Origin of the sequence: Rhizobium mulingense, from assembly GCF_029194105.1 — a bacterium.
GTDB lineage: Bacteria > Pseudomonadota > Alphaproteobacteria > Rhizobiales > Rhizobiaceae > Rhizobium > Rhizobium mulingense.
The window spans coordinates 122839-143460 of the sequence record NZ_JARFVE010000002.1; the positions used below are offsets into that span (position 1 = coordinate 122839).

General features: G+C 62.5%; 16 protein-coding genes and 1 pseudogene. 4 read left to right on the plus strand and 13 right to left on the minus strand.

The annotated features are described in order from the left end of the window. The gene (locus PYR71_RS00765) at positions 1-567 is read left to right on the plus strand and encodes a DUF6101 family protein (protein ID WP_038687219.1); all 567 of its coding nucleotides are present in this window, start codon (positions 1-3) and stop codon (positions 565-567) included. Between the two features lie 75 nt (positions 568-642). Here the strand turns inward: PYR71_RS00765 and ubiA are convergent, their stop codons facing one another. The 5 genes from ubiA to PYR71_RS00790 all read right to left on the minus strand — a co-directional run bounded on the left by ubiA (position 643) and on the right by PYR71_RS00790 (position 7151). Next, complete coding sequence (ubiA, locus tag PYR71_RS00770; RefSeq protein WP_275617872.1) at positions 643-1602, minus strand: 4-hydroxybenzoate octaprenyltransferase; 960 nt, start codon at positions 1600-1602, stop codon at positions 643-645. A gap of 111 nt (positions 1603-1713) precedes the next feature. Then, complete coding sequence (locus PYR71_RS00775) at positions 1714-2526, minus strand: MipA/OmpV family protein (protein WP_275617873.1); 813 nt, start codon at positions 2524-2526, stop codon at positions 1714-1716. Positions 2527-2831: 305 nt separating this feature from the next. Beyond that, a complete protein-coding gene (locus PYR71_RS00780; protein WP_275617874.1) occupies positions 2832-3413 on the minus strand; it encodes a histidine phosphatase family protein in 582 nt (193 codons plus the stop codon). 35 nt (positions 3414-3448) lie between these two features. Continuing rightward, positions 3449-4708, minus strand: a complete 1260-nt coding sequence (locus tag PYR71_RS00785; protein WP_275617875.1) for a cyclopropane fatty acid synthase — start codon at positions 4706-4708, stop codon at positions 3449-3451. A gap of 133 nt (positions 4709-4841) precedes the next feature. Beyond that, complete coding sequence (locus PYR71_RS00790) at positions 4842-7151, minus strand: Tex family protein (protein WP_275617876.1); 2310 nt, start codon at positions 7149-7151, stop codon at positions 4842-4844. A gap of 238 nt (positions 7152-7389) precedes the next feature. Between PYR71_RS00790 and glyS the strand changes: the two genes are divergently transcribed. The 3 genes and pseudogenes from glyS (at position 7390) to PYR71_RS00805 (ending at position 10951) form a co-directional block, all read left to right on the plus strand. Continuing rightward, complete coding sequence (glyS, locus tag PYR71_RS00795; RefSeq protein ID WP_275617877.1) at positions 7390-9504, plus strand: glycine--tRNA ligase subunit beta; 2115 nt, start codon at positions 7390-7392, stop codon at positions 9502-9504. A gap of 332 nt (positions 9505-9836) precedes the next feature. Further along, positions 9837-10118, plus strand: a pseudogene (locus PYR71_RS00800) (GIY-YIG nuclease family protein). Positions 10119-10432: 314 nt separating this feature from the next. After that, the gene (locus PYR71_RS00805; protein WP_275617878.1) at positions 10433-10951 is read left to right on the plus strand and encodes a 2-thiouracil desulfurase family protein; all 519 of its coding nucleotides are present in this window, start codon (positions 10433-10435) and stop codon (positions 10949-10951) included. Positions 10952-11093: 142 nt separating this feature from the next. On the opposite strand, the gene PYR71_RS00810 is transcribed toward PYR71_RS00805, so the two are convergent. The 8 genes from PYR71_RS00810 to PYR71_RS00845 form a co-directional block, all read right to left on the minus strand. Further along, positions 11094-11555: a plant virulence effector HPE1-like domain-containing protein gene (locus tag PYR71_RS00810; protein WP_275617879.1), complete on the minus strand. Its 462-nt coding sequence runs from the start codon at positions 11553-11555 to the stop codon at positions 11094-11096. A gap of 105 nt (positions 11556-11660) precedes the next feature. Then, positions 11661-12932, minus strand: a complete 1272-nt coding sequence (purD, locus tag PYR71_RS00815) for a phosphoribosylamine--glycine ligase (protein ID WP_275617880.1) — start codon at positions 12930-12932, stop codon at positions 11661-11663. Between the two features lie 65 nt (positions 12933-12997). After that, on the minus strand, positions 12998-14932 hold the full coding sequence (locus PYR71_RS00820; protein WP_275617881.1) for a DUF2207 domain-containing protein: 1935 nt from the start codon (positions 14930-14932) through the stop codon (positions 12998-13000). 38 nt (positions 14933-14970) lie between these two features. Then, positions 14971-16233 carry a 3-phosphoshikimate 1-carboxyvinyltransferase gene (aroA, locus tag PYR71_RS00825; RefSeq protein ID WP_275617882.1) on the minus strand — a complete coding sequence of 421 codons (1263 nt, stop codon included), beginning with the start codon at positions 16231-16233 and terminating at the stop codon, positions 14971-14973. Positions 16234-16321: 88 nt separating this feature from the next. After that, positions 16322-16873: a LemA family protein gene (locus PYR71_RS00830; RefSeq protein ID WP_275617883.1), complete on the minus strand. Its 552-nt coding sequence runs from the start codon at positions 16871-16873 to the stop codon at positions 16322-16324. A gap of 114 nt (positions 16874-16987) precedes the next feature. Then, a complete protein-coding gene (locus PYR71_RS00835; RefSeq protein ID WP_275618444.1) occupies positions 16988-18727 on the minus strand; it encodes a DUF2207 family protein in 1740 nt (579 codons plus the stop codon). A 296-nt stretch (positions 18728-19023) separates the two neighbouring features. After that, complete coding sequence (locus PYR71_RS00840) at positions 19024-19575, minus strand: AAA family ATPase (protein ID WP_275617884.1); 552 nt, start codon at positions 19573-19575, stop codon at positions 19024-19026. Beyond that, positions 19572-20528 carry a glycine--tRNA ligase subunit alpha gene (locus PYR71_RS00845; RefSeq protein WP_275617885.1) on the minus strand — a complete coding sequence of 319 codons (957 nt, stop codon included), beginning with the start codon at positions 20526-20528 and terminating at the stop codon, positions 19572-19574. The genes PYR71_RS00840 and PYR71_RS00845 overlap by 4 nt, the downstream gene beginning before the upstream one ends. Positions 20529-20622: the final 94 nt, after the last annotated feature.

Below are 20622 nucleotides of genomic sequence, written 5' to 3' on the forward strand. Positions count from 1 at the left end.
ATGAACAATCCCGTTTTGAAGCCCGCTTGGGCTGGCACGACGCTGCGTCTCGATCCGTCCCGCTTCCCGCAGCAGGTCAGCTACGCCATCCATGATTGTTCGGATGACGTCAGCATCACTATAGACGAACGCGGCGCGGTCCTGCGCAAAGTCCTTCCCTCCAGCGGCCTGCCGCTCTCGATTGCCCTACCGAAGCGTGTCTTCAAGGGTGTCGCCGCCCGCGCCATCGACCATGGCGACGGCGAGGTGACCGTCACGCTCGAACTCCACCATGCCGACCCGGAGCTCTGCATTCCGCTGCTGGTCGCCCATGATCTCAGCGATATCGCCGCCGACTGGCGCAGCTGGTCAGAGGCCTTCCGCATTCCGATGCTCATGGTCGAGGCAGACGGCGTCGCGCGGCCGCTCGAAGATCATATCGGCGCCCTGCGCACCGGCGATCTGAAGCCGCGCCGCCGCCACTCCTACTTCGCCAATCGCCGTCCGCGCTTCCTGGTGCGCCGCACCACCGGCCAGCTCGGCGTCGCCATGCGGATCGAAGGCAAGGAAATCATCGCCCGCAACTGAGCGATATCGCGATTGCGTTTTCGCAAGCATTTGAAACCCGGCACCGGCGCCGGGTTTTGTCGTTTCGCGCTCCATTCAGGGAATGGCGAAGAGCAGCGAGACGAAGAGACCGAAGAAGATGATCAGGCCGACGCGGTTGTTCGACTTGAAGAGCGCCAGGCATTGGGCGGCATCCTCGATATCGAGCCGGACGATCTGCCAGGCGAACATGCCGGCCGCGCCGAGCAGCGCCAGAAACGCGATGAGATTGGCGCCGGCAAGCGCGAAGGCCGCAAACATCAGCACCAGGGTCAGCCCGTAAAGGCCGATCAGCCACGCCCTTGTCCTGTCGCCGAAGAGGCGGGCGGTGGAGCGGACGCCGATCAACTCGTCATCCTCCTTGTCCTGATGGGCATAGATCGTGTCGTAACCGATCGTCCAGGCGACGGAGGCGGCATAAAGCAGGACGGAGGCGACCGAAATTCCGCCGAGAATGCCGGCCCAGCCCATCAGCGCACCCCAGGAGAAGGCAAGGCCGAGATAGAATTGCGGCCAGTCGGTGAAGCGTTTGGCGTAGGGGTAAAGTGCGACGATGCCAAGCGAGAGCAGGCCCAGGAAGAAAGTGAACCAGTTGAACTGCAAGAGCACGAAAAGCCCGACCAGCGCCTGCAGACCGATGAAGATTTTCGCGTGGGCGCGTGTGACACGGCCGGAGGGCAGCGGGCGCGAACGGGTGCGCGCCACCTGCATGTCGATCTCGTGATCGACGAGATCGTTGTAGGTGCAGCCGGCGCCGCGCATGGCGACGGCGCCGATGAAATAGAGGAAAAGGTGGGAAACCAGCAGGCTGCCGGAATAGACCCCTTCGTCGATCGCCGCATTGGCGGCAAGGGTCGCCGACCAGAAACACGGCCACATCAGCAGCTGCCAGCCGATGGGGCGATCCCAGCGGGCGAGCTGCGCATAGGGCCAGAGCCATGGCGGCAGGATCCGGTAGACCCAGTTGTCGGAAGGCGCGTCGGAGACGCGATCGTTAAAATGGTCGGAGTCTTGCATGCCGCTCATCTAGCGGCGGCCCGGCGATCCGGTCAAGGAGCGATCGCCGCGGCACTTTGGTTCTTTGTTGATGCAGATCGTTCCGGAACCGCTGCGGGCGATTACGCTGGCTCACTGCAGCGAGAAATTGAACTTGTAGGTCGCCGAGACGCCGATCAGGACCTGGTTCTTCGAGCCGCGGTCGCGCACCAGGCTGCTGTCGGCGGCGGGACCGGCCAGCCGCTTATATTCGAGGAATGAGCTTGCCGAGAGGTTTTCCGTCGCCTTCCAGGTCAGGGCCGCGCCGGCGCCGTAGGACTGGATGCCCGATGAGGGTTTGTAGGGATCGAGGCCGCTTGCCGCCGCGTGCTTGGCATTGACGCCGTAATAGGCGTCGTAATAGCCGCTCGTCGCAAATGTCGCGCGCGGGCCGCCGGAAAGCTGCAGGTCGGGCGCGATATCGGTGAAGGCATCGACGGCGAGATCGGCGACGACGCCGTCATGGGACCGAATGCCCTGGCGGACCTCGGCGCGAGCGCGTATGAAATCAGTCGGATAGACCTCGACGAAGCCGCCGGCCTCGGCACCCCACTTGACCTTTTTCATGCCCTTCAGCTCGTGATCGTCATCGGCATCGCGCGAGGGCACGAACCTGCCGACGATGCCGGCGCGGAAGGCGCCCTTGTCGATCAGGGCGAAGGAGGGATTGTCGTTGCGCGAGGAAAAGCGCGGGCCGGCGCCCTGCCGGCCGACCGAAATCAACGGGCTGAACTTGAACTCGTTATGCGATGCACCCTCGAATTTCGGGGCGGAAAAGCCGGCGACGCCGACGCTCAGATACCAGTCGCCCGACCAGAAATGCTGGCCGCTGTCCTGTGCGGCCGCGGGAGCGATGGATGAAAAGGCAATAAGGAAAGAGATCGATACGACTGATCGATGAAACACGTCCGCACTCCAGAAAACGCAAAAACAAAGCCGCGGAGGGCGGCGGTGACTACGTTTATCGTGAGGTCGTTACGCCAATGTTAACCACGGCGACCAAGGGCGCTAATGAAAGTGGTGCCGTGTGGCCCCCTCATCCGACCCTTCGGGCCACCTTCTCCCCGCTGGGGAGAAGAGGGAGATTGCCGCTGCGTCAGCGACCCCATTGGATGCAGTGCCTCTTGGGCAAAAGGGTTCATTTGGCCAGTGTTGGCGCGCCTTGCTCCCTCTTCTCCCCTCGGGGAGGGGGCCACACGGCTGACGGCATCTTATCTCTGATTCCACCGGCGAACGACCGGCTCCGTCAGATCGTGTTCGTAACCGAGCACGCTGATAGAAGCCGTATCCAGTACGAAATGCGCGCCGCCTTCCGGCGGCAGTCCGAGCCAGCGGGCGGCGAGCACGCGCAGGAAATGCGAGCTGGAGAAGATCAGGATGCTGCCCGCCACCTGGCGAAGCGCCTGGATGACGGCGTCGGCGCGGGCGCCGACATCGGCGGCCGTTTCGCCGTTCGGGCAGCCATCGCGAAAGAGCTGCCAGCCGGGGCGCTTCGCCAGAATCTCCTTCGTCGTGATGCCTTCATAGGCGCCGTAATCCCATTCGGCGAGATCGTCGCGGATCACTGCGCCCGATCCGAAGCCGGCGAGTGCGCAGGTCTTGCGGGCGCGTGCGGACGGACTCGACCAGATGGCGGAAAAGGAGGGGCCTGAGAGCCGCTCGGCAAGCTTGCGGGCGGCGGCCTCGCCCACTGCCGTCAGCGGAATGTCGCTGTGTCCGGTATGGCGCCCGGACCGGCTCCATTCGGTTTCACCGTGCCGGACGAGATAGATCTCGGGAAAAGCACTGCTCATCGGCATGTCCTTTCATCAGGTCCGGCCGGCGCCGCTCAGAAGGTCACCTTTTCGAGCGGCGGGCGCCCCGCCTCGAATTCCTTCAGCCTGGCTTCGTTCTCGGCGATGTAATTGCGGTTGTCCGGAACGACGAACTGGTGCTTGGCGATCTGAATCTGCAGGATGAAGAGCTCATCCCAGCGGAATCCCATTTCCGAGCCGGCGAGATAAAACTCCCACATGCGGAAGAACTGCTCGTCGTACAGCGCTACCGCTTCGGCCTTGCGCGCCACAAAACGCTCGCGCCAATGGCGCAGCGTATAGGCATAATGCATGGGCAGGATTTCGATATCCCTGACCAGCAGCCCGGCCTTTTCGAGCGGCGGCACCACTTCGCCGACCGACGGGATATAGCCGCCGGGGAAAATATACTTCTCGATGAAGGCATTGGTGCCGAAGCTCGGCTTCGGACGGCCGATCGAATGCAGCACCATGACGCCGTTGTCGTCGAGCAGATCCGAGACCTTGCGGAAGAAATTGCCGTAATTGCCGATGCCGACATGCTCGAACATCCCGACCGAGACGATGCGGTCGAACTTGCGGCCATTCATGGTGCGGTAGTCCTGCAGCTCGAACCGCACGCGTTCGGCAAGACCGCGCTTTTCGGCGCGGGCGCGGGAGACCTTGAGCTGCTCTTCGCTGAGCGTAATGCCGGTGAACTCGGCGCCTTCGGTTGCCTCCGTCAGATACATGCCCATACCGCCCCAGCCGGAGCCGATCTCCAGGATGCGCTGGTTGGGCTTTAGCAGGAGCTTGGCGGCGATGTGGCGTTTCTTGGCGAGCTGGGCCTCGTCCAGGCTGATACCCGGCGGCTCGAAATAGGCGCAGGAATACTGCCAGTCCTCATCGAGAAACAGATCGAAGAGCTTTGCCGAGAGGTCGTAGTGGTGGGCGACATTGTGCTTGTTGCGATTGACCGGCAGGCGGCTCTTCAGCTGCTGCAAGGCAATACGGCCGAGGAGCAGTGCCGCCATCTTGAAATCGAAGATTTCGTTGGTGGTGTTCTGTTTCACCAGCGACAGGAAATCATAGATGTTGCCCTGTTCGATAATGAACCGGCCCTGCATGTACATTTCCCCGAGCTTCATCGTCGGGTCGTGGCGGATGGCGTCCTCGGCCTCCTGATCGGCAAGCCGGGCAACGACCAGGTCGCCGGTGCCGTCGCCGATCACGTGTGTCTCGCCATTGGCAAGGGTAAGCTTCAACGAACCCTTGCGGATGATTTGCTGGACGATCGATAAGAAAGCCGACGCCATGGACGCCTCGCAAATGTGACAGGATGGTCACATCAACTTAGGCGATCTCTTTCGCCTTACAAGCGCCGGATTTAGCACTCTGTAAAGAACGCTGCCAAACTGTTGCATTTTTGCCGAAATGGCGGCTAACCTCTTATTTTCGCTTCATGGCTTCGGCGAGTGCTGCGCCGAATGCACCCTGGCTCTCCTGCTTGGGCGCCGCAGGCCGCCTTTCATTCTGCGGCCGGCCTCCCTGATTTCCGCGAGAATCACCGCGCGGCTGAGATGGCTGAGAACCATCGTCGCGGCGCATCGAGAGGCCGATGCGCTTGCGCTTGGCGTCAACTTCGACCACCCGAACCTTGACGACGTCGCCCGCTTTGACCACCTCGTGGGGATCCTTGACGAAACGGTCGGCAAGCTGGGACACATGCACCAGCCCGTCCTGATGCACGCCGATATCGACGAAAGCGCCGAAGGCGGCGACATTGGTCACCGTGCCCTCCAGCACCATGCCGGGCTTCAGGTCGGAAATTTCGTTGACGCCCTCGGCGAAGGTCGCGGTCTTGAAGCTCGGGCGCGGGTCGCGGCCGGGCTTTTCCAGTTCCGCGATGATGTCGCGAACCGTCGGCAGGCCGAATTTCTCGTCGATAAACTTGCGTGGATCGATCGATTTCAAGACGGCACTGTCGCCCATCAGCGCGCGCAGATCGCGGCCGCAGGCGGCAACGATCTTCTTGGCTACACCATAGGCCTCCGGATGGACGGAGGAGGCGTCGAGCGGCTCCTTGCCGTTCGGGATGCGAAGGAAGCCGGCGCATTGCTCGAAGGTGCGGCCGCCGAGCCGCGCGACCTTCAGCAGATCACGACGCGTTTCGAAACGGCCCTCGCTGTCGCGGTGACGGACAATGGCGTCGGCGATCGAGGGCCCCAGGCCGGAAACGCGGGCGAGCAGCGGCGCCGACGCCGTGTTGAGATCGACCCCGACGGCGTTCACCGCATCTTCGACCACGGCATCGAGCGAACGCGACAGCTTCTGCTGGTCGACATCGTGCTGATACTGGCCGACGCCGATCGACTTCGGCTCGATCTTGACGAGTTCGGCGAGCGGATCCTGCAGACGCCGGGCAATCGAGACGGCGCCGCGCAGCGACACGTCGAGATCGGGAAACTCGGCTGCGCCCGTCGCCGAGGCGGAATAGACAGAGGCGCCGGCTTCCGAGACGATGACCTTGGTCGGCTTCGGCGCCGGCAGTTCGGCCAGCATGTCGGCCACCAGCTTTTCGGTCTCGCGGCTGCCGGTGCCGTTGCCGATCGAGATCAGCTCGACATTGTGCTTGCGGATCAGCGACGCGAGTTCGATCTGGGCACCGCGCACATCGTTCCTCGGCTGGAACGGATAGACGGTCGAGGTCGCCACCACCTTGCCGGTGCCGTCGACGACGGCGACCTTGACGCCGGTGCGGATGCCGGGATCGAGACCCATCGTCGCGCGCGAGCCGGCGGGGGCGGCAAGCAGCAGATCCTTGAGATTGCGGGCGAAGACATGGATCGCCTCCTCTTCGGCCCTTTCGCGCAGCTCGCGCATCAGATCGAGCGACAGCGACATGGACAGCTTGACGCGCCAGGTCCAGCTCGCGACCTCCATCAGCCAGCGGTCGCCGGGGCGGCTGGCACCGATCTCGTAGGCGGCGGCGATCATGCGTTCGACCGGCTTCATCGGTGAGGCGGTCTCGGCGTCAGCCTCGATCGTCAGCGTCAGCACCTCCTCGTTCCAGCCGCGCAGCATGGCGAGCGCGCGGTGGCCGGGAGCGGTCGCCCAGCGTTCGGAATGGTCGAAATAATCGGAGAACTTTTCGCCCGCCGCCTGCTTGCCGTCGACGACCTTGGCCTTCAGCAGCGCGGCCTGGCGCATATGGGCGCGCAGTCTGCCGAGCAGATCGGCATTTTCGGCAATGCCTTCGGCGATGATGTCGCGCGCGCCTTCGAGCGCCGTCTTCGCATCGGCCACGTCAGCGGTGACGAAGGCTTCGGCGAGCGCCGCCGGTTCCCGGCTGCGGTCGGCGAGGATCGCCTCGGCAAGCGGGCCAAGACCACGTTCGCGGGCGATTTCGGCGCGGGTGCGGCGCTTCGGCTTGTAGGGCAGATAGAGATCCTCGAGCTCGGCCTTGGTTTCGGCGCTGGCGACTTTCCCCATCAGCTCGTCGGTCATCTTGCCCTGACCGGTGATCGATTCGACGATCGCAGCGCGCCGGGCTTCGAGTTCGCGCAGATAGACCAGCCGCTCGGCGAGATTGCGCAGCTGCGTGTCATCGAGCCCGCCGGTCACTTCCTTGCGGTAGCGCGCGATGAAGGGCACGGTGGCGCCCTCGTCGAGCAACTCGACGGCGGCCTTGGCCTGATCCGGCCGAGCGTTGATTTCGGCCGCAATGCGGGCTGCGAGAAAGCGGAGGTCAGCGGCCATGGGATTTCCTGTGTCGACGAAAGTTGCGGGACCATAGCGGCGAAAAGCGACAAGGCAATGCCCGACTGTGGTTTCCACAGCGGAAGTTAATGGATGGGGATCATCGGCATTGTGCCGTGGCCCCCTCATCCGACCCTTCGCTCTCTTCCGTTTTTGCGGTTGTGCAGATGCGGCATTCTTTGATAGCAGAAGCAACGTTTTGGATCGCCCTGCCCGCGGGCGCAAGGAAAAGTGTGACATGCCAAACCTTCTTCTCGAACTCCGCTCCGAAGAGATTCCGGCCCGCATGCAGCGCAAGGCTGCCGGCGATCTGAAGAAGCTCGTCACCGATGCGCTTGTCGAAGCAGGGCTATCCTATGAAGGTGCGCGTGAATATTGGACGCCGCGGCGGCTTGCGCTCGACATTCACGGTCTGACGGCGCGCTCGGCCGATGTGCGCGAGGAGCGCAAGGGGCCGCGCACCGACGCCAATGAGAAGGCAATCGAAGGTTTCTTGCGTGGCGCCGGCCTTTCGTCGGTTTCCGAGGCGCAGGTGGTCAGCGATCCGAAGAAGGGCGATTTTTACGTCGCGGTCATCTCCAAGCCCGGCCGCGCGGCGGAAGAAATCGTCGCCGAGGTGATGCCCGGCATCATCCGCGATTTCCCCTGGCCGAAGTCGATGCGCTGGGGCAACGCCTCCTCCAAGTCCGGCGCGCTGCGCTGGGTGCGGCCGCTGCAGTCGATCGTCTGCACCTTCGGCCCCGAGCATGAGGAGACAGTCGTCATCCCATTCAAGATCGACGGCATCACCGCCTCCAACATCACATACGGCCATCGTTTCCACGCGCCCGAGGCGATCACTGTCCGGCGCTTCGACGATTATGCGGCGAGCCTGGAAAAGGCGAAAGTCATCCTCGACGCCGAGCGGCGCAAGGACATCATCCTGCACGACGCGCGCGATATCGCCTTTGCCAACGGGCTCGAACTGGTGGAAGACGAGGGCCTGCTGGAGGAAGTCTCCGGCCTCGTCGAATGGCCGCAGGTGCTGATGGGCTCCTTCGAAGAGGATTACCTCTCCATCCCCTCGGAAATCATCCGGCTGACGATCAAGACCAACCAGAAGTGCTTCGTCACGCGCAAGCAGGGCGAAGACACGCTGTCGAACCGGTTCATCCTTGTCTCCAACATCCAGGCGCATGATGGCGGCAAGGAAATCGTCCACGGCAATGGCAAGGTTGTGCGGGCCCGGCTTTCGGACGCGCTGCATTTCTGGAAGCGCGACCAGGGCAACCTGCCGGATCTCGAGACGCTCGCCGCTTCGGCGGCAAAGTTCTGCCTCGACCTGAAGAAGCCGCTCGATCAGCGCATGGCCAAGCTCGACGCGCTCGACGTGACCTTCCATGCCAAGCTCGGCACGCAAGGCGCGCGTGTCGCCCGCATCCGGGCGCTGGCCAAGGAATTGGCTGCTGTCACCGGCGCCGATACCGCGCTCACCGATCGCGCCGCCGTGCTCGCCAAGGCCGACCTGCGCACCGAAGCCGTTGGCGAGTTCCCGGAACTGCAGGGCCTGATGGGCCGCAAATATGCGGTGCTGCAGGGCGAAAACGCCTCAGTCGCCGCAGCGATCGAAGACCACTACAAGCCGCAAGGCCCGTCCGACCGGGTGCCGGAGGACAAGGTAGCAATCACTCTGGCGCTTGCCGACAAGCTCGACACGCTGACCGGCTTCTGGGCGATCGACGAAAAGCCGACCGGCTCCAAGGACCCGTTTGCGCTGCGGCGCGCAGCCCTCGGCGTCGTCCGGATCCTGCTCGAACGAAGGGTTCGCCTGCCGCTTCTGGCGACCACGAGGGATGGCGATCTGCTCTCCTTCTTCCACGACCGTCTCAAGGTCTATCTGCGCGACCAAGGCGCCCGCCACGATCTTATCGATGCTGTACTGACACCGGATGCCGACGACCTCTTGATGGTGGCGCGTCGCGTCGAAGCGCTGACCGCCTTCATCACCTCGGAGGACGGCAAGAACCTGCTCGCCGGCACCAAGCGCGCGACACAGCTGCTCGCCGCCGAGGAAAAGAAGGGAACTGTCATCGCCGACGGCGTTTCGCCGGCGCTCCTGAAACTCGACGCCGAGACGGAACTGTTCGCCGCCATATCAAGCGCCTCGAAGGATGCGGCAGGCGCCGTGGCTGGAGAAGATTTCCGCTCGGCGATGGAAGCGCTTTCCAAGCTGCGCGGCCCGGTCGACCGCTTCTTCGATGAAGTGCTGGTCAATGACGAGGACGCCGCCATCCGCGCCAACCGCCTCGCTTTGCTCCGGCTGATCCGCGAAGCGACGGGAACGGTTGCGGATTTCTCGAAGATCTCGGGGTGAGAGCCGGCTTTCGGCTGGCCCTTAATGGAAACGCAATAGATGCGGCCATGGGTCCTCGGGTCATGCCCGAGGACGACGGAGGGCGGGGGAGCGTTGGCAGCAAGGACCGCAAGTGGGCGGTGATTTATCGGTAATGCCGCCCTTTGTGCCACGCGATCGCGCCAAATCTGCTCGCCATTTTGCTGGATCTCCTCGATACCTCCCGCTCTTGTCGTGCCTCTGCACGCGCTCGGTCAATTCCGCCAGACGTCTCCCCTCTTGCCCGGCGCCCTCCCTACCCTCCGTCATACTTGGGCCTGACCCTGGGATCCACGACCAAGCACTCTGCCGGCATGGCGGGATATGTCTACATCGTCACCAACCAGAAAAACGGTACGCTCTATATCGGCGTGACATCCGATCTGGAGCGCCGCATCTATGAACATCGTGAGGGCTGACGCCGGGCTTTGCCTGGTTATGGCTGCACCCGTCTCGTCTGGTACGAGGAGTATTGGGATATCGGCAGTGCGATACAGCGCGAGAAGTCGTTGAAACGCTGGAACCGGCGATGGAAGATCGATCTGGTCGAGTCGATCAATCCCGAATGGGATGATCTCCATCCTACGCTGTTGTGATGCGAACGCAGTGCTTGCGGCATGGGTCCTCGGGTCAAGCCCGAGGACGACGGAGGAGAGGTGTGCCGTCCTATCGAGAGTAAGGGCAATCGAGGCACACGTGCTCCGGAAAGCGAAAGAAGTGCGACGCACCATGCCGGTGCGTTTGGCGGAACTGACTCCCGCCCTCCGTCGTCCTCGGCCTTGAGCCGAGGACCCATGCCTCTGGCGCTCGTTGGTGCGGTCAGGATCTTCGGGCCACCGCCGCGGAATGATCACGCAATACGAGTCGTCCAAAGCTAGCATTGTCGCCGCAGTGGCGTTATCCAAAAGGCATGCAAAACAGGATTCTCGTCAGCGCCTGTCTTATGGGGCACGCCGTCCGCTATGATGGCCGCGCGAAACCGATAGTGCATCCGGCGATCGAGCGTTGGCTGGCCGAGGGGCGGCTGGTGACGATCTGTCCGGAAATGTCGGCGGGCATGCCGGTGCCGCGGCCGCCGGCGGAGATCGCCGGCGCGGCAACGGGCGAAAAGGTGCTGGCCGGCACGGCGCGGGTTGTCGAGATCACCGACGGCGACGTGACGGAAGAATTCCTGCAGGCGGCGGGGAACGCCGTGGCGCTCGCAAGGCAGACAGGCTGCCGCTATGCGCTGCTCATCGACGGCAGCCCGTCCTGCGGCTCGGCATTCATCTATGACGGCAGCTTTTCAGGTCGCAGGCTCGCCGGCCACGGTGTGACGGCGGCGGCGCTGAAAGCGGCCGGTGTCGAAGTGTTTTCCAATCGCGAGATCGAGCGGCTGATCGAACGCGTGGCGCAGGAACCTGAAAGCGGCGCGGCCGCCGAAGCCTAGGCCAAAACAGAATGCACCCCCGCTTCTCTTCGAGGGTGCATCCGGTCCACCTGACGTGGAACCCCAACGATCGAAACCTTGATCGGGCAGGGGCAGGGAACTTTTTCTTCACGCAAATAGGACCGAAAAAGCGGGAAGGTTTTTAGAACCGCAGCTTGAATTCGGACACGTTCAGCGGCGCCGGCTGCTCGGCCATGCCGGCGGCGATCGGCCGGGCATCGCTGCCGATGACGGCGGCGGTGGCATTCATATCAATTCCGTCTGCGGCCGGGGCCGGCGAGGCGACGGCAATCATCGCCTCTGGGGTTGCCTTGCTGACGAAGAGGACGGGCGAACCGCCCATCCAGGCTTCGGTGCGATAGATCTTCTTTTCGCCGCCGACATCGCGGACCTCGGTCGCCTGGACGGCGCCGGGCTTCAGTTCCGGCACCATATAATCCTTCTTGGTAATCTCGGCCTGCAGCGGCGGGCAATCGGCGCAGCTTTCGGTGACGATGCTGCCCTCGGCAGCGCGCGGCGCAGCCTTGCCAATGACCTCGATCGAGGAGGCCATTGCCGAACCCGCCATCAGCAGGATTGCCGCACCGAGGAAAATCTGACGCATGAAGGCTGCTCCGTCTCACTATGAGAGTGTTTTAACGCAGCTTTGTTTCCATCCCGTCAGGGGAAAGAGTAAAAATTTAACGAAAGCGCCGGTTTACACGTGATATCACGCCTTTTCGCGCTCGATCGCCCGCCAGCCGATGTCGCGGCGGCAGAAGCCGTTATCCCAGCGGACCTTGTCGAGCAGGGCGTAGGCGCGGTCGCGCGCCTCGGCGACCGTGCCGCCGGTCGCGGTGACGTTCAGAACGCGGCCGCCGGTCGCAACCAGCGCGCCCTCCTTCAGGCCCGTGCCGGCATGAAACACTTTCTCGCCGTCGCCAGCTTCCGGCAGGGAGAGGATCGGCGTGTTCTTCTCGTAGGCGCCGGGGTAGCCCTTCGAGGCCATGACCACAGTCAGGGCCGGATCGTTGCTCCATTCGGCGCTGACCTGATCGAGGGTGCCGTTGGCGGTGGCGAGCAGCAGCGGCAGCAGGTCGCTCTTCAGTCGTATCATCAGCACCTGGCATTCGGGATCGCCGAAGCGGACATTGTATTCGATGAGCTCCGGCCCCTTCTTGGTGATCATCAGTCCGGCGAAAAACACGCCGGAAAAGGGATGGCCGCTCTCGGCCATGCCGCGGATCGTCGGCTCAATGATTTCCTTCATCGTCCGCTCGACCATCTCGGCCGTCATGACGGGCGCCGGCGAATAGGCGCCCATGCCGCCGGTATTGACGCCGGTATCGCCCTCGCCCACCCGCTTGTGGTCCTGGGCGGTCGCCAGCGGCAGCGCATGTTTTCCATCGCAGAGACAAAAGAAGCTCGCCTCCTCACCGTCGAGATAGGCTTCGACGACGACTTCGGCGCCGGCAGCGCCAAAGGCGCCCTCGAAGCAATCGTCGACGGCATCAAGCGCTTCGTCGAGCGTCATCGCCACCGTCACGCCCTTGCCGGCGGCAAGGCCGTCGGCCTTGACGACGATCGGCGCACCCTGAGAGCGAATATAGGCTTTCGCCTTCGGCGCGTTGTTGAAGCGCTGGTAGGCGCCTGTGGGGATGCCGTAGCGGGCGCAGATATCCTTGGTGAAACCCTTGGAGCCCTCGAGCTGGGCGGCAGCGGCGGAGGGACCGAAGACCGCCAGGCCATCGGCGCGCAGCCGGTCGGCAAGGCCGGCAACGAGCGGCGCTTCCGGGCCGACGACGACGAAATCGATCGCCTTCTCCCGGCAGAAAGCGGCGACCGCATCATGATCGTCGATATTCACGGGCACGAGGATGGCGTGTTCGGCAATGCCGGGATTGCCGGGTGCGGCATAGAATTCGCTCAGCAACGGCGATTGCGCCAGCTTCCAGGCGAGTGCGTGCTCGCGTCCGCCCGATCCGATCAACAGAACCTTCATGCGCCACCCTTTCCTTTTGTCCCTGGCGGTTAAGGGCCAACCGCCGAAAGGTCAAGCGGGAAAGCTTACCAGCCCCCGCCTCCGCCACCTCCGCCCCCTCCGCCGGACGAGCCGCCGCCGGAAAAACCGGAGGATGAGCTGGATGGCGGCGGCGAGGGTATCGTCGAGGCGATGGTAGACGCCATCGAGGAGGAGAAACCGCCGACGCGGTCGGAAAAGCTGCCGCCGTCGAAATCGCCGGAATACCAGGAGGGCGCATAGGCTGCGGCCGCGCCGGCGGCAGCGGCCGCAAGCCAGGTCTCGAAGGTGCGCGACCAGGGCTTTTCGACCCCGAGCGCCACCGCATAGGGCAGCAGCGTCTCGAAATGCTGCGGCGACATTTGTGGGGCGCCGGCCATGTTCATGCGATCCTTCTCAGCCAGAGTCAGATATTGCCGCAGGCCGTCAATGCCGTCCATCATCCGGGCGCCGAGCGGGGTCGGCGCGCCCATGATGAAAAAATAGAGGACATTGAGCAGCACGATGCCGCCCACGGCGAACAGCATCGGCGTCTCGTGCAGTTCCACCAGAGACGAGGCAAACATCAGCACCATGATCGCCAAGATGCTGACGCCGACGAAAACACCGACCGCCGCGGCGATGACGGCCATGACCTTGGAAAACAGCGATCTGCCGTGGTGCAGCGACTTGACCAAACCGGCGATGAAGACGGCAATGAAAACCGAGATGGCGATCGGGATCAGCATGAGCGCGATCGTATCGGGCTCCAGCGAGCCGAAGACGAACAGCGCCACCAAGGCGGCCGCACTCAGCGCGACGCCGCCTGTGGTATAGCCGATGTTGGAATTATAATATTTGCCGCGATGCTCCCTCTCGATCGCCGAACGGAAGGACTGGCCGACCGTTTTCACCCGCTCGCCATTGGCCTCGTCGATCGTCAGAGTCCTGCCTTCGCCGCCTGCGACTTTCAGCAGTTCGGCTTCGCCGGCCTGGAATTTCTCTTTACCGAGCGGCTTGCCGGTGCCGCGGATGATGATGGAGTCCTTGAGGTCTTCGAGCTTGACATAGCCGCGCACCGCAAGATTGAGCGCGGTTGCGGCAAGCGCCGTCCAGCCGCCGCCGGAGAAGCCCTTATTATCGATATAGTTGACCAGCGCCGGCGAGATGCCGTCCGGCGCATCCCAGCGCGGCACGACGACGCCGCGAGCGGGATCGCGGCCTACCTTCAGCCAGGATCTGAGATAATAGGCGAGAACCAGGAGCAGGCCGCCGAAGCCGATGAAATAATTGCGGTTGTCCTTCAGCCACCAGGTGCTTTCCATGTCCGCGCCCGGCGGAGCGATCGAGCCCTTTGGCATGCGGATCGCAAAGGTCAGGCCTTCCTTGGGCCCCAGAGGCGCGGTGGTGGAAAAGACAAGCCGGGAGCCTCTTTCGCTGACACGAGCATCCTTTCCTCTGGCGCCCTGCGGGCCGGTAAAGAAGGTCGTCTCAGTCGCGCTGACATCGGGCGGCAGCTTCACGGTTGCGGTGACTGACCGGATCGGAAATATCCAGCCATTGCCGGTGACATTCCAGTAGAGCTCGTCATGGTCGGCGAAATAGCGGATCTGGCGATTGGTCCTGTAGGTGAAGACGTAGCGGTGACGGCCCGGCGCCACCGTCACATCGGCGGAGCCGGCATAGATGCGGATGCCGCCTGATATTGATTCCGTGTGCCAGGGTTCGTCCGCACCGTCGCGCGTCACAGACAGCACATCAAAATCGACGCTGCGACGATGGCCGCCTGCATCGGTGAAATAGAGCGGGAAATCCCGGAAGATGCCGTGGTTGATCCGGTTGCCCTCGGCGTTGACGGTGATCGTTTCCGTCACCGTCATCGCGCCGCTCTTTTCGAGCGCAATGTCGGAGGCGAAACTGTCGATCACCTCGGCCGCAAAGGCCGCCGGGGCGGCGATCATCAGGAGCAGCGCCAGGCAAAAACCGAAAAACCGACGCTCCATCCCTGTCTCCCCGCCGGCTGCCGCGGCTGCGCCTTGCTTCAATCCTTATCCCGATAGGTCACGCCAAGCGCGGCCAGCGTCCGCCAATAGGCGGGGAAAGTCTTGCCGACGCAATCTGGGTCGAGAATGGTGATGCCGTCGATCTTCAGCCCGGCGAGTGCAAAGCTCATGGCGATGCGGTGATCGGCAAAGGTGTCGATCGCCGCCGGCAGCGCCTGACCGGCGAGAGCAGGATCGGAATGGACGATCAGATCGTCACCCTCCTCGACGGCCAGGCCTTCGCGGATATTGTTGAGTCCCGTGGACAGGGCGCGGATGCGGTCGCATTCCTTGACGCGCAGATTGGCGATGCCGACGAAGCGGACCGGCGTCTCGTTGAAGGCGGCCAGCACGGCGATCGTCGGAACGGCATCCTGCATCTGCGAACCATCGATTTCAGCCGGCAGGTGCGGGAACTTGGCGATCGTCTCGTAGGCCTTGGCATCCGGCTGGGTGAAGGCATCGTTCGGCACGCCGAGATCGATCTTGCCATTACTCAGCACTTCGGCCGCCCAGAGATAGGTCGCGGCGGATGCGTCCGGCTCGATGACGAAATCGGCGGCGCGGTAGCCGGTCGGCTCGACGCGCCACGTGACGGGGCTGGTCTTTTCGACCTTGGCACCGAAGGCCCTCATCGCCGCCGTGGTGAGATCGATATAACCGAGCGCGCCGATATCCTCGCCGACGAGTTCGATGTCAACAGGACGGTCGCCGCCGGCCGCCATCATCAGCAGCGCCGAGACATATTGGCTGGACAGCCCGCCGTCGATCAGGATGCGGTCGGCTTCGAAGCGGCCGGTGCCACGGACGGTGACCGGCGGGCAGCCGGTCTCGGCGCTCACATCGATGCCGAGCGCGCGCATAGCCTCGACCAGCGGGCCGATCGGGCGCTTGCGCATGTGCTCGTCGCCGTCGACGATGACGGTGCCGTCGACGAGAGCGGCCGCCGCCGTCAGGAAGCGTGTGGCCGTGCCGGCATTGCCAAGGAAGAGCGGCGCCTTCGGCGGCGCGAGCCGGCCGCTGCCGGTGACAACGAAGGTGGTGTCGTCGGGCTCGTCGATCGCAACGCCCATGGCGCGCAGCGCCTCGGCCATATAACGCGTGTCGTCGCTCTTCAGCGCACCCGTCAGCCGGCTCGTGCCCTTGGCAAGACCGGCGAGCAGCAGCGCGCGATTGGTGATCGACTTGGACCCCGGCGGCATGGCGCGGCCCGAAAGAGGTTTGTCAGGCGGGATGATCGCGAGTTCGGCTGTACGTGTCATGCTGTTCTTCCGTCCATGGGCGAGCCTTATCGGCCGCAGTCTGCCCTTGCTCTTAATCGTTTTCTCACAAAGGCAAAATGCCGGATCTTCAGAATTTGACGCTGGGGACGGCGCGATCGGCCTCATTGATGATTTCGAAATATTCCCGTTTGGCAAAACCGAACTGGCCCGCGACGAGATTGGAGGGGAAGCTTTCCACCTTGACGTTTAGATCGCGGGCCGCACCGTTGTAATAACGCCGCGACATCTGCAGCTCGCCTTCCATGGTTTCCAGCGCATCCTGCAGCTCGGCAAAATTCTGGTTGGCCTTGAGATCGGGATAGGCTTCGGCGAGCGCGATCACCCGGCCGAGCGCCTGGCCGAGCAGCCCTTCGGCCTGTGCCCTGCCCGCGACATCGCCTGCCGGCACGGCCTGCGCCTTGTTGCGGAGCGCAACCACCTCTTCCAGCGTCGACTTCTCATGGGCGGCATAACCCTTGACCGTCTCGATCAGGTTCGGGATCAGATCGGCGCGGCGCTTGAGCTGCACGTCGATGCCCGACCAGGCTTCCTCCGCCATCTGCCGGGAGCGCACCAGGCCGTTGTAGATGAAGACGACATAGAGTGCGATGACGACGACAATAGCGAGTATCACAAACATGCAGATGGGCTCCCCGATTTGATGAACGCACGTTAGTGATTCGGCACCGCAAAGTCATCTTGGCGAAACAATTCTACAGCCGGTTTGACGAGACTTTGATGAATATCCGTATGTTTAAGGGGTTATCAGCCAATCGGGAGCATAGGCATCCATCTTCTGGCCTTCTTGCCAGAGATTGAAGCGTTCAGTCCAACGATGTTCGATGTCGAGCGCAACGGCGAAAGGCAGATAGTGCTCGTAGCATTCGACCGACATTGCAGGGCCATCTATCTCGCCGCGCAAATAGCGGTTCAAAACGAGCATGTTATTGCGGATCTGCCGCTGCTTCGCCGTCGGTATGGGCAGCATCGCTAAGACGGCGATCACCCCGACAATGTGCAGCAAGATCGCCATTAGATATGGCCACTGCTCGCTGATCACCTCAGTCGTGCCGATATAGACAAGTGCAACAATCGCCATCATCGGAAGACCCACTATCAAACTCATCGCCTGTTTGAACTGCTCGAAGGTACCGGTGGCCACGGGAAACCGCTCTGGATGGCGGAACATAGCAACTACGAGAAAAACAGTGAGCAATAACCCTGAGATGGCCGCGGAAAAAAGAAAAAGGCCCGAGAAAGAGGCGACTGCAATGCCGAGAGCTAAAATGGAGGCTGCAGCCGCCAAGCTCCACCGATCTATGCCTCTGATCTTCTGATATTCCTCAGTGACTGTTCTGTGCAATTCATCCCTCACATCAGGCCGGGCATTTTTAACTCTGCTCCGATCGCCGACAGACGGTCCCTTTGCATTGCCGCGGAAAACCAAGCGCGTTGCAGCCGGAAGATCACACCATTTGGCGCGACCCGCCTTGCTCTTCCTTCGGTCTTGCTTTGCCAATAAGTCCGAAGCCTCGGCATCCTCACCCAGGCTGGAAATGCGAAGCGTTCGCTTGACTGCGAGATGGCAGACAGACGCCATGAAGGCCGCCTTTGCCGCGTCTGCTTTCCAGTCTCGGAACAAATAGGCTGCCAGAGCGGGGGATATGCTTTCCGTCACTTTGGTGTCGACAGTTATCAATGATGCAGGCACAAGCCATGACGGTCGAAATTTGAGGATAGCGACCAGACCGACGATGAGCGGCCCTAAAATGCTGAGGAATGGGAGAAAGTGATCGGAAAGCCATAACTGTACCCGCTTGCCGCTCGTGACTGTCACAAAGGTGCCTGCGGGATATTCAATCTCGATATCAGGCAGGACTCTGTCCCCTTTGCCTGCTGGAATTGACACCAAGATCTCATTCGGTGCGCTGCGCCTGAGGTCATAGGCGGCCGCCCGATTCTGTTGCGCTGGCCGTAACGTTCCGCCCGGCGGCAGCTTCAAAGTAAGCGTTTTTTTCGCTGCCTGGCCGTGCACGCGGCCCATATAGGCCGGCAGGAAGAGAATCTCGTGGTCGCCTTCCTGACGAACGAGGCGTCCGAGCCAATAAGTGATCTGGATCTTTGTAAGGCCGGTGGGCAGATCTGCAGAGCAACTTTTGCAGTGCTCCGCCCCTATATAAATCGAGCGGCCCGGCACATTATGTTCCCGGGAATAGTATTCGTCTTCTCCGTCACGCCGAGCTGCGGCAAGTTTGAAATCTCGCCAGTGAGCACGACCTGACGCATCCGTGAAACGTTGAGGGATGTCAACGTAAACGCCGCCGTAATTTGCCGCCCTCTTGACCAGGATGTCGAAACTTTCGGACACAAAGGCGGTGCCGTCGGTGGAGACTTCGATCGTGGTGTTTGCCGACTGGACGGCGAACTCATTGTCAAAATCGCTGCACGAGGTCAGCAGAACAAGAACTGTCAGCCATGATAACAGCCGCGGCACACGGGCTGCGCAGTTTTCAAACGCGATTTTAAAATAAAGAATACCGCTCTTCAAAAGACAGACCAAATCTATACCTGATCGAAACAGCGATAAGATAATGGTCGAGCGGTTCGCGCAAAAGAAGCGCAGGCGCGGAAGCGGTGATTTTTTCGAGGTGCTTTTACGCCGACTCTTTCGAGAAATTGACGCGGCCTGCGTCGGTCAGCAGGAAGGCTTCGCGCGGGTCTTGGCTCATCGCCAACCCCTGCAACGAGGTCAATGTTTATGCAAAGACCACGCAGGATTCCCGGCTATCGTCAAAAACCGAGATGCGCGAGAATTCGGGCCGCCGTCTCTTCCGGCGAAAGCTCCGTCGTATCAATTTCGACTGTTTGCTCAGCCAGTCCGCGCAACAGTTTACAGTTTGCCCGGAGTTGCTGCAGCTTCGCCGTATCCGTCAGCTTGAGCGCCTCCGATCGGCCGGGCGCGACGAGGCGCCTGGCATTCTCCTCCGGCGCGCAATCGAGGAGAACCGCGACCAGATCCGCGCCTCTCGCTGCCGCCAGATCTAGATAGCAGGAGAACGTCGCACGATCATCCGCGTCATCCGCAAGAGCATCGGTAAAGACGAAGCTTTCGGCCGGATCGGCCCGCACGGCATGGTCGAAAACCGCTCGCCGAACCTGCTCGCGCAGCGATGCATGCAGAGGGTTGCTGCGGGCGAAAAGAGCCTCGGCCGGATTAAGCAGCATGTGATTGTCGATGAGCCGCGCGCCGAGCCGTTTTGCCAGCAAGCGCCCGACAGTCAGCTTCCCGGTGCCTGGCCAGCCGTTGATATGGACGATACGGCTGGCCGGTTTTTGCGTCACGCCGCCTCTTTCGACAGATTGGCGCCGCCGGCATCGGTCAGCAGGAAGGCTTCGCCGCAGGCTTTGGCAAGGGTGCGCACCCGCAGGATATAGCTCTGGCGTTCGGTGACCGAGATGACGCCGCGGGCATCGAGCAGGTTGAAGACGTGGCTGGCCTTGATGCACTGGTCATAGGCCGGGAAGACGCATTTGTGCAGGCGCTGGTTGGCGCTGTCGTCAGGTGCGCCGGCATCGAGCAACGCCCGGCATTCCTTCTCGGCATCGACGAAGTGGCGATGCAGCATCTCGGTATTGGCGAATTCGAAATTGTGACGCGAATATTCCTGTTCGGCCTGCAGGAAGACGTCGCCATAGCTGATCTTCTCATCGCCCTCGCGGCCGTTGAAGTTCAGGTCGTAGACATTGTCGACGCCCTGGACATACATGGCGAGGCGCTCGAGACCGTAGGTCAGCTCACCGGCGACCGGCGCGCATTCGATGCCGCAGACCTGCTGGAAATAGGTGAATTGCGAGACTTCCATGCCATCGCACCAGCACTCCCAGCCAAGGCCCCAGGCGCCGAGCGTCGGGCTTTCCCAATCGTCCTCGACGAAGCGGATGTCGTGCAGCAGCGGATCGAGGCCGATCGCCGCGAGCGAGCCGAGATAGAGCTCCTGCAAATTCGGCGGGTTCGGCTTCAGGATGACCTGGTACTGGTAATAATGCTGCAGCCGGTTCGGGTTTTCGCCGTAGCGGCCATCGGAAGGACGCCGCGACGGCTGAACATAGGCTGCCCTCCACGGCTTCGGCCCGAGGGCGCGCAGCGTTGTGGCCGGGTGGAAGGTGCCGGCGCCGACTTCCATGTCGTAGGGCTGCAGCACCGCGCAACCCTTGTCCGCCCAGTAGCTATGCAGGGTCAGGATCAGCGCCTGGAAGGAGCGCTTCGGGTTCATGTGGTCTGGGATGGCTGACATCGACGGCACCGATTGCTTAGGGATTATCGGCGCGACAGGTGCCATGGTGGGCCGCAGGGGTCAAGGGTTTTGCGGGAGGGCATGTCGAGAGACA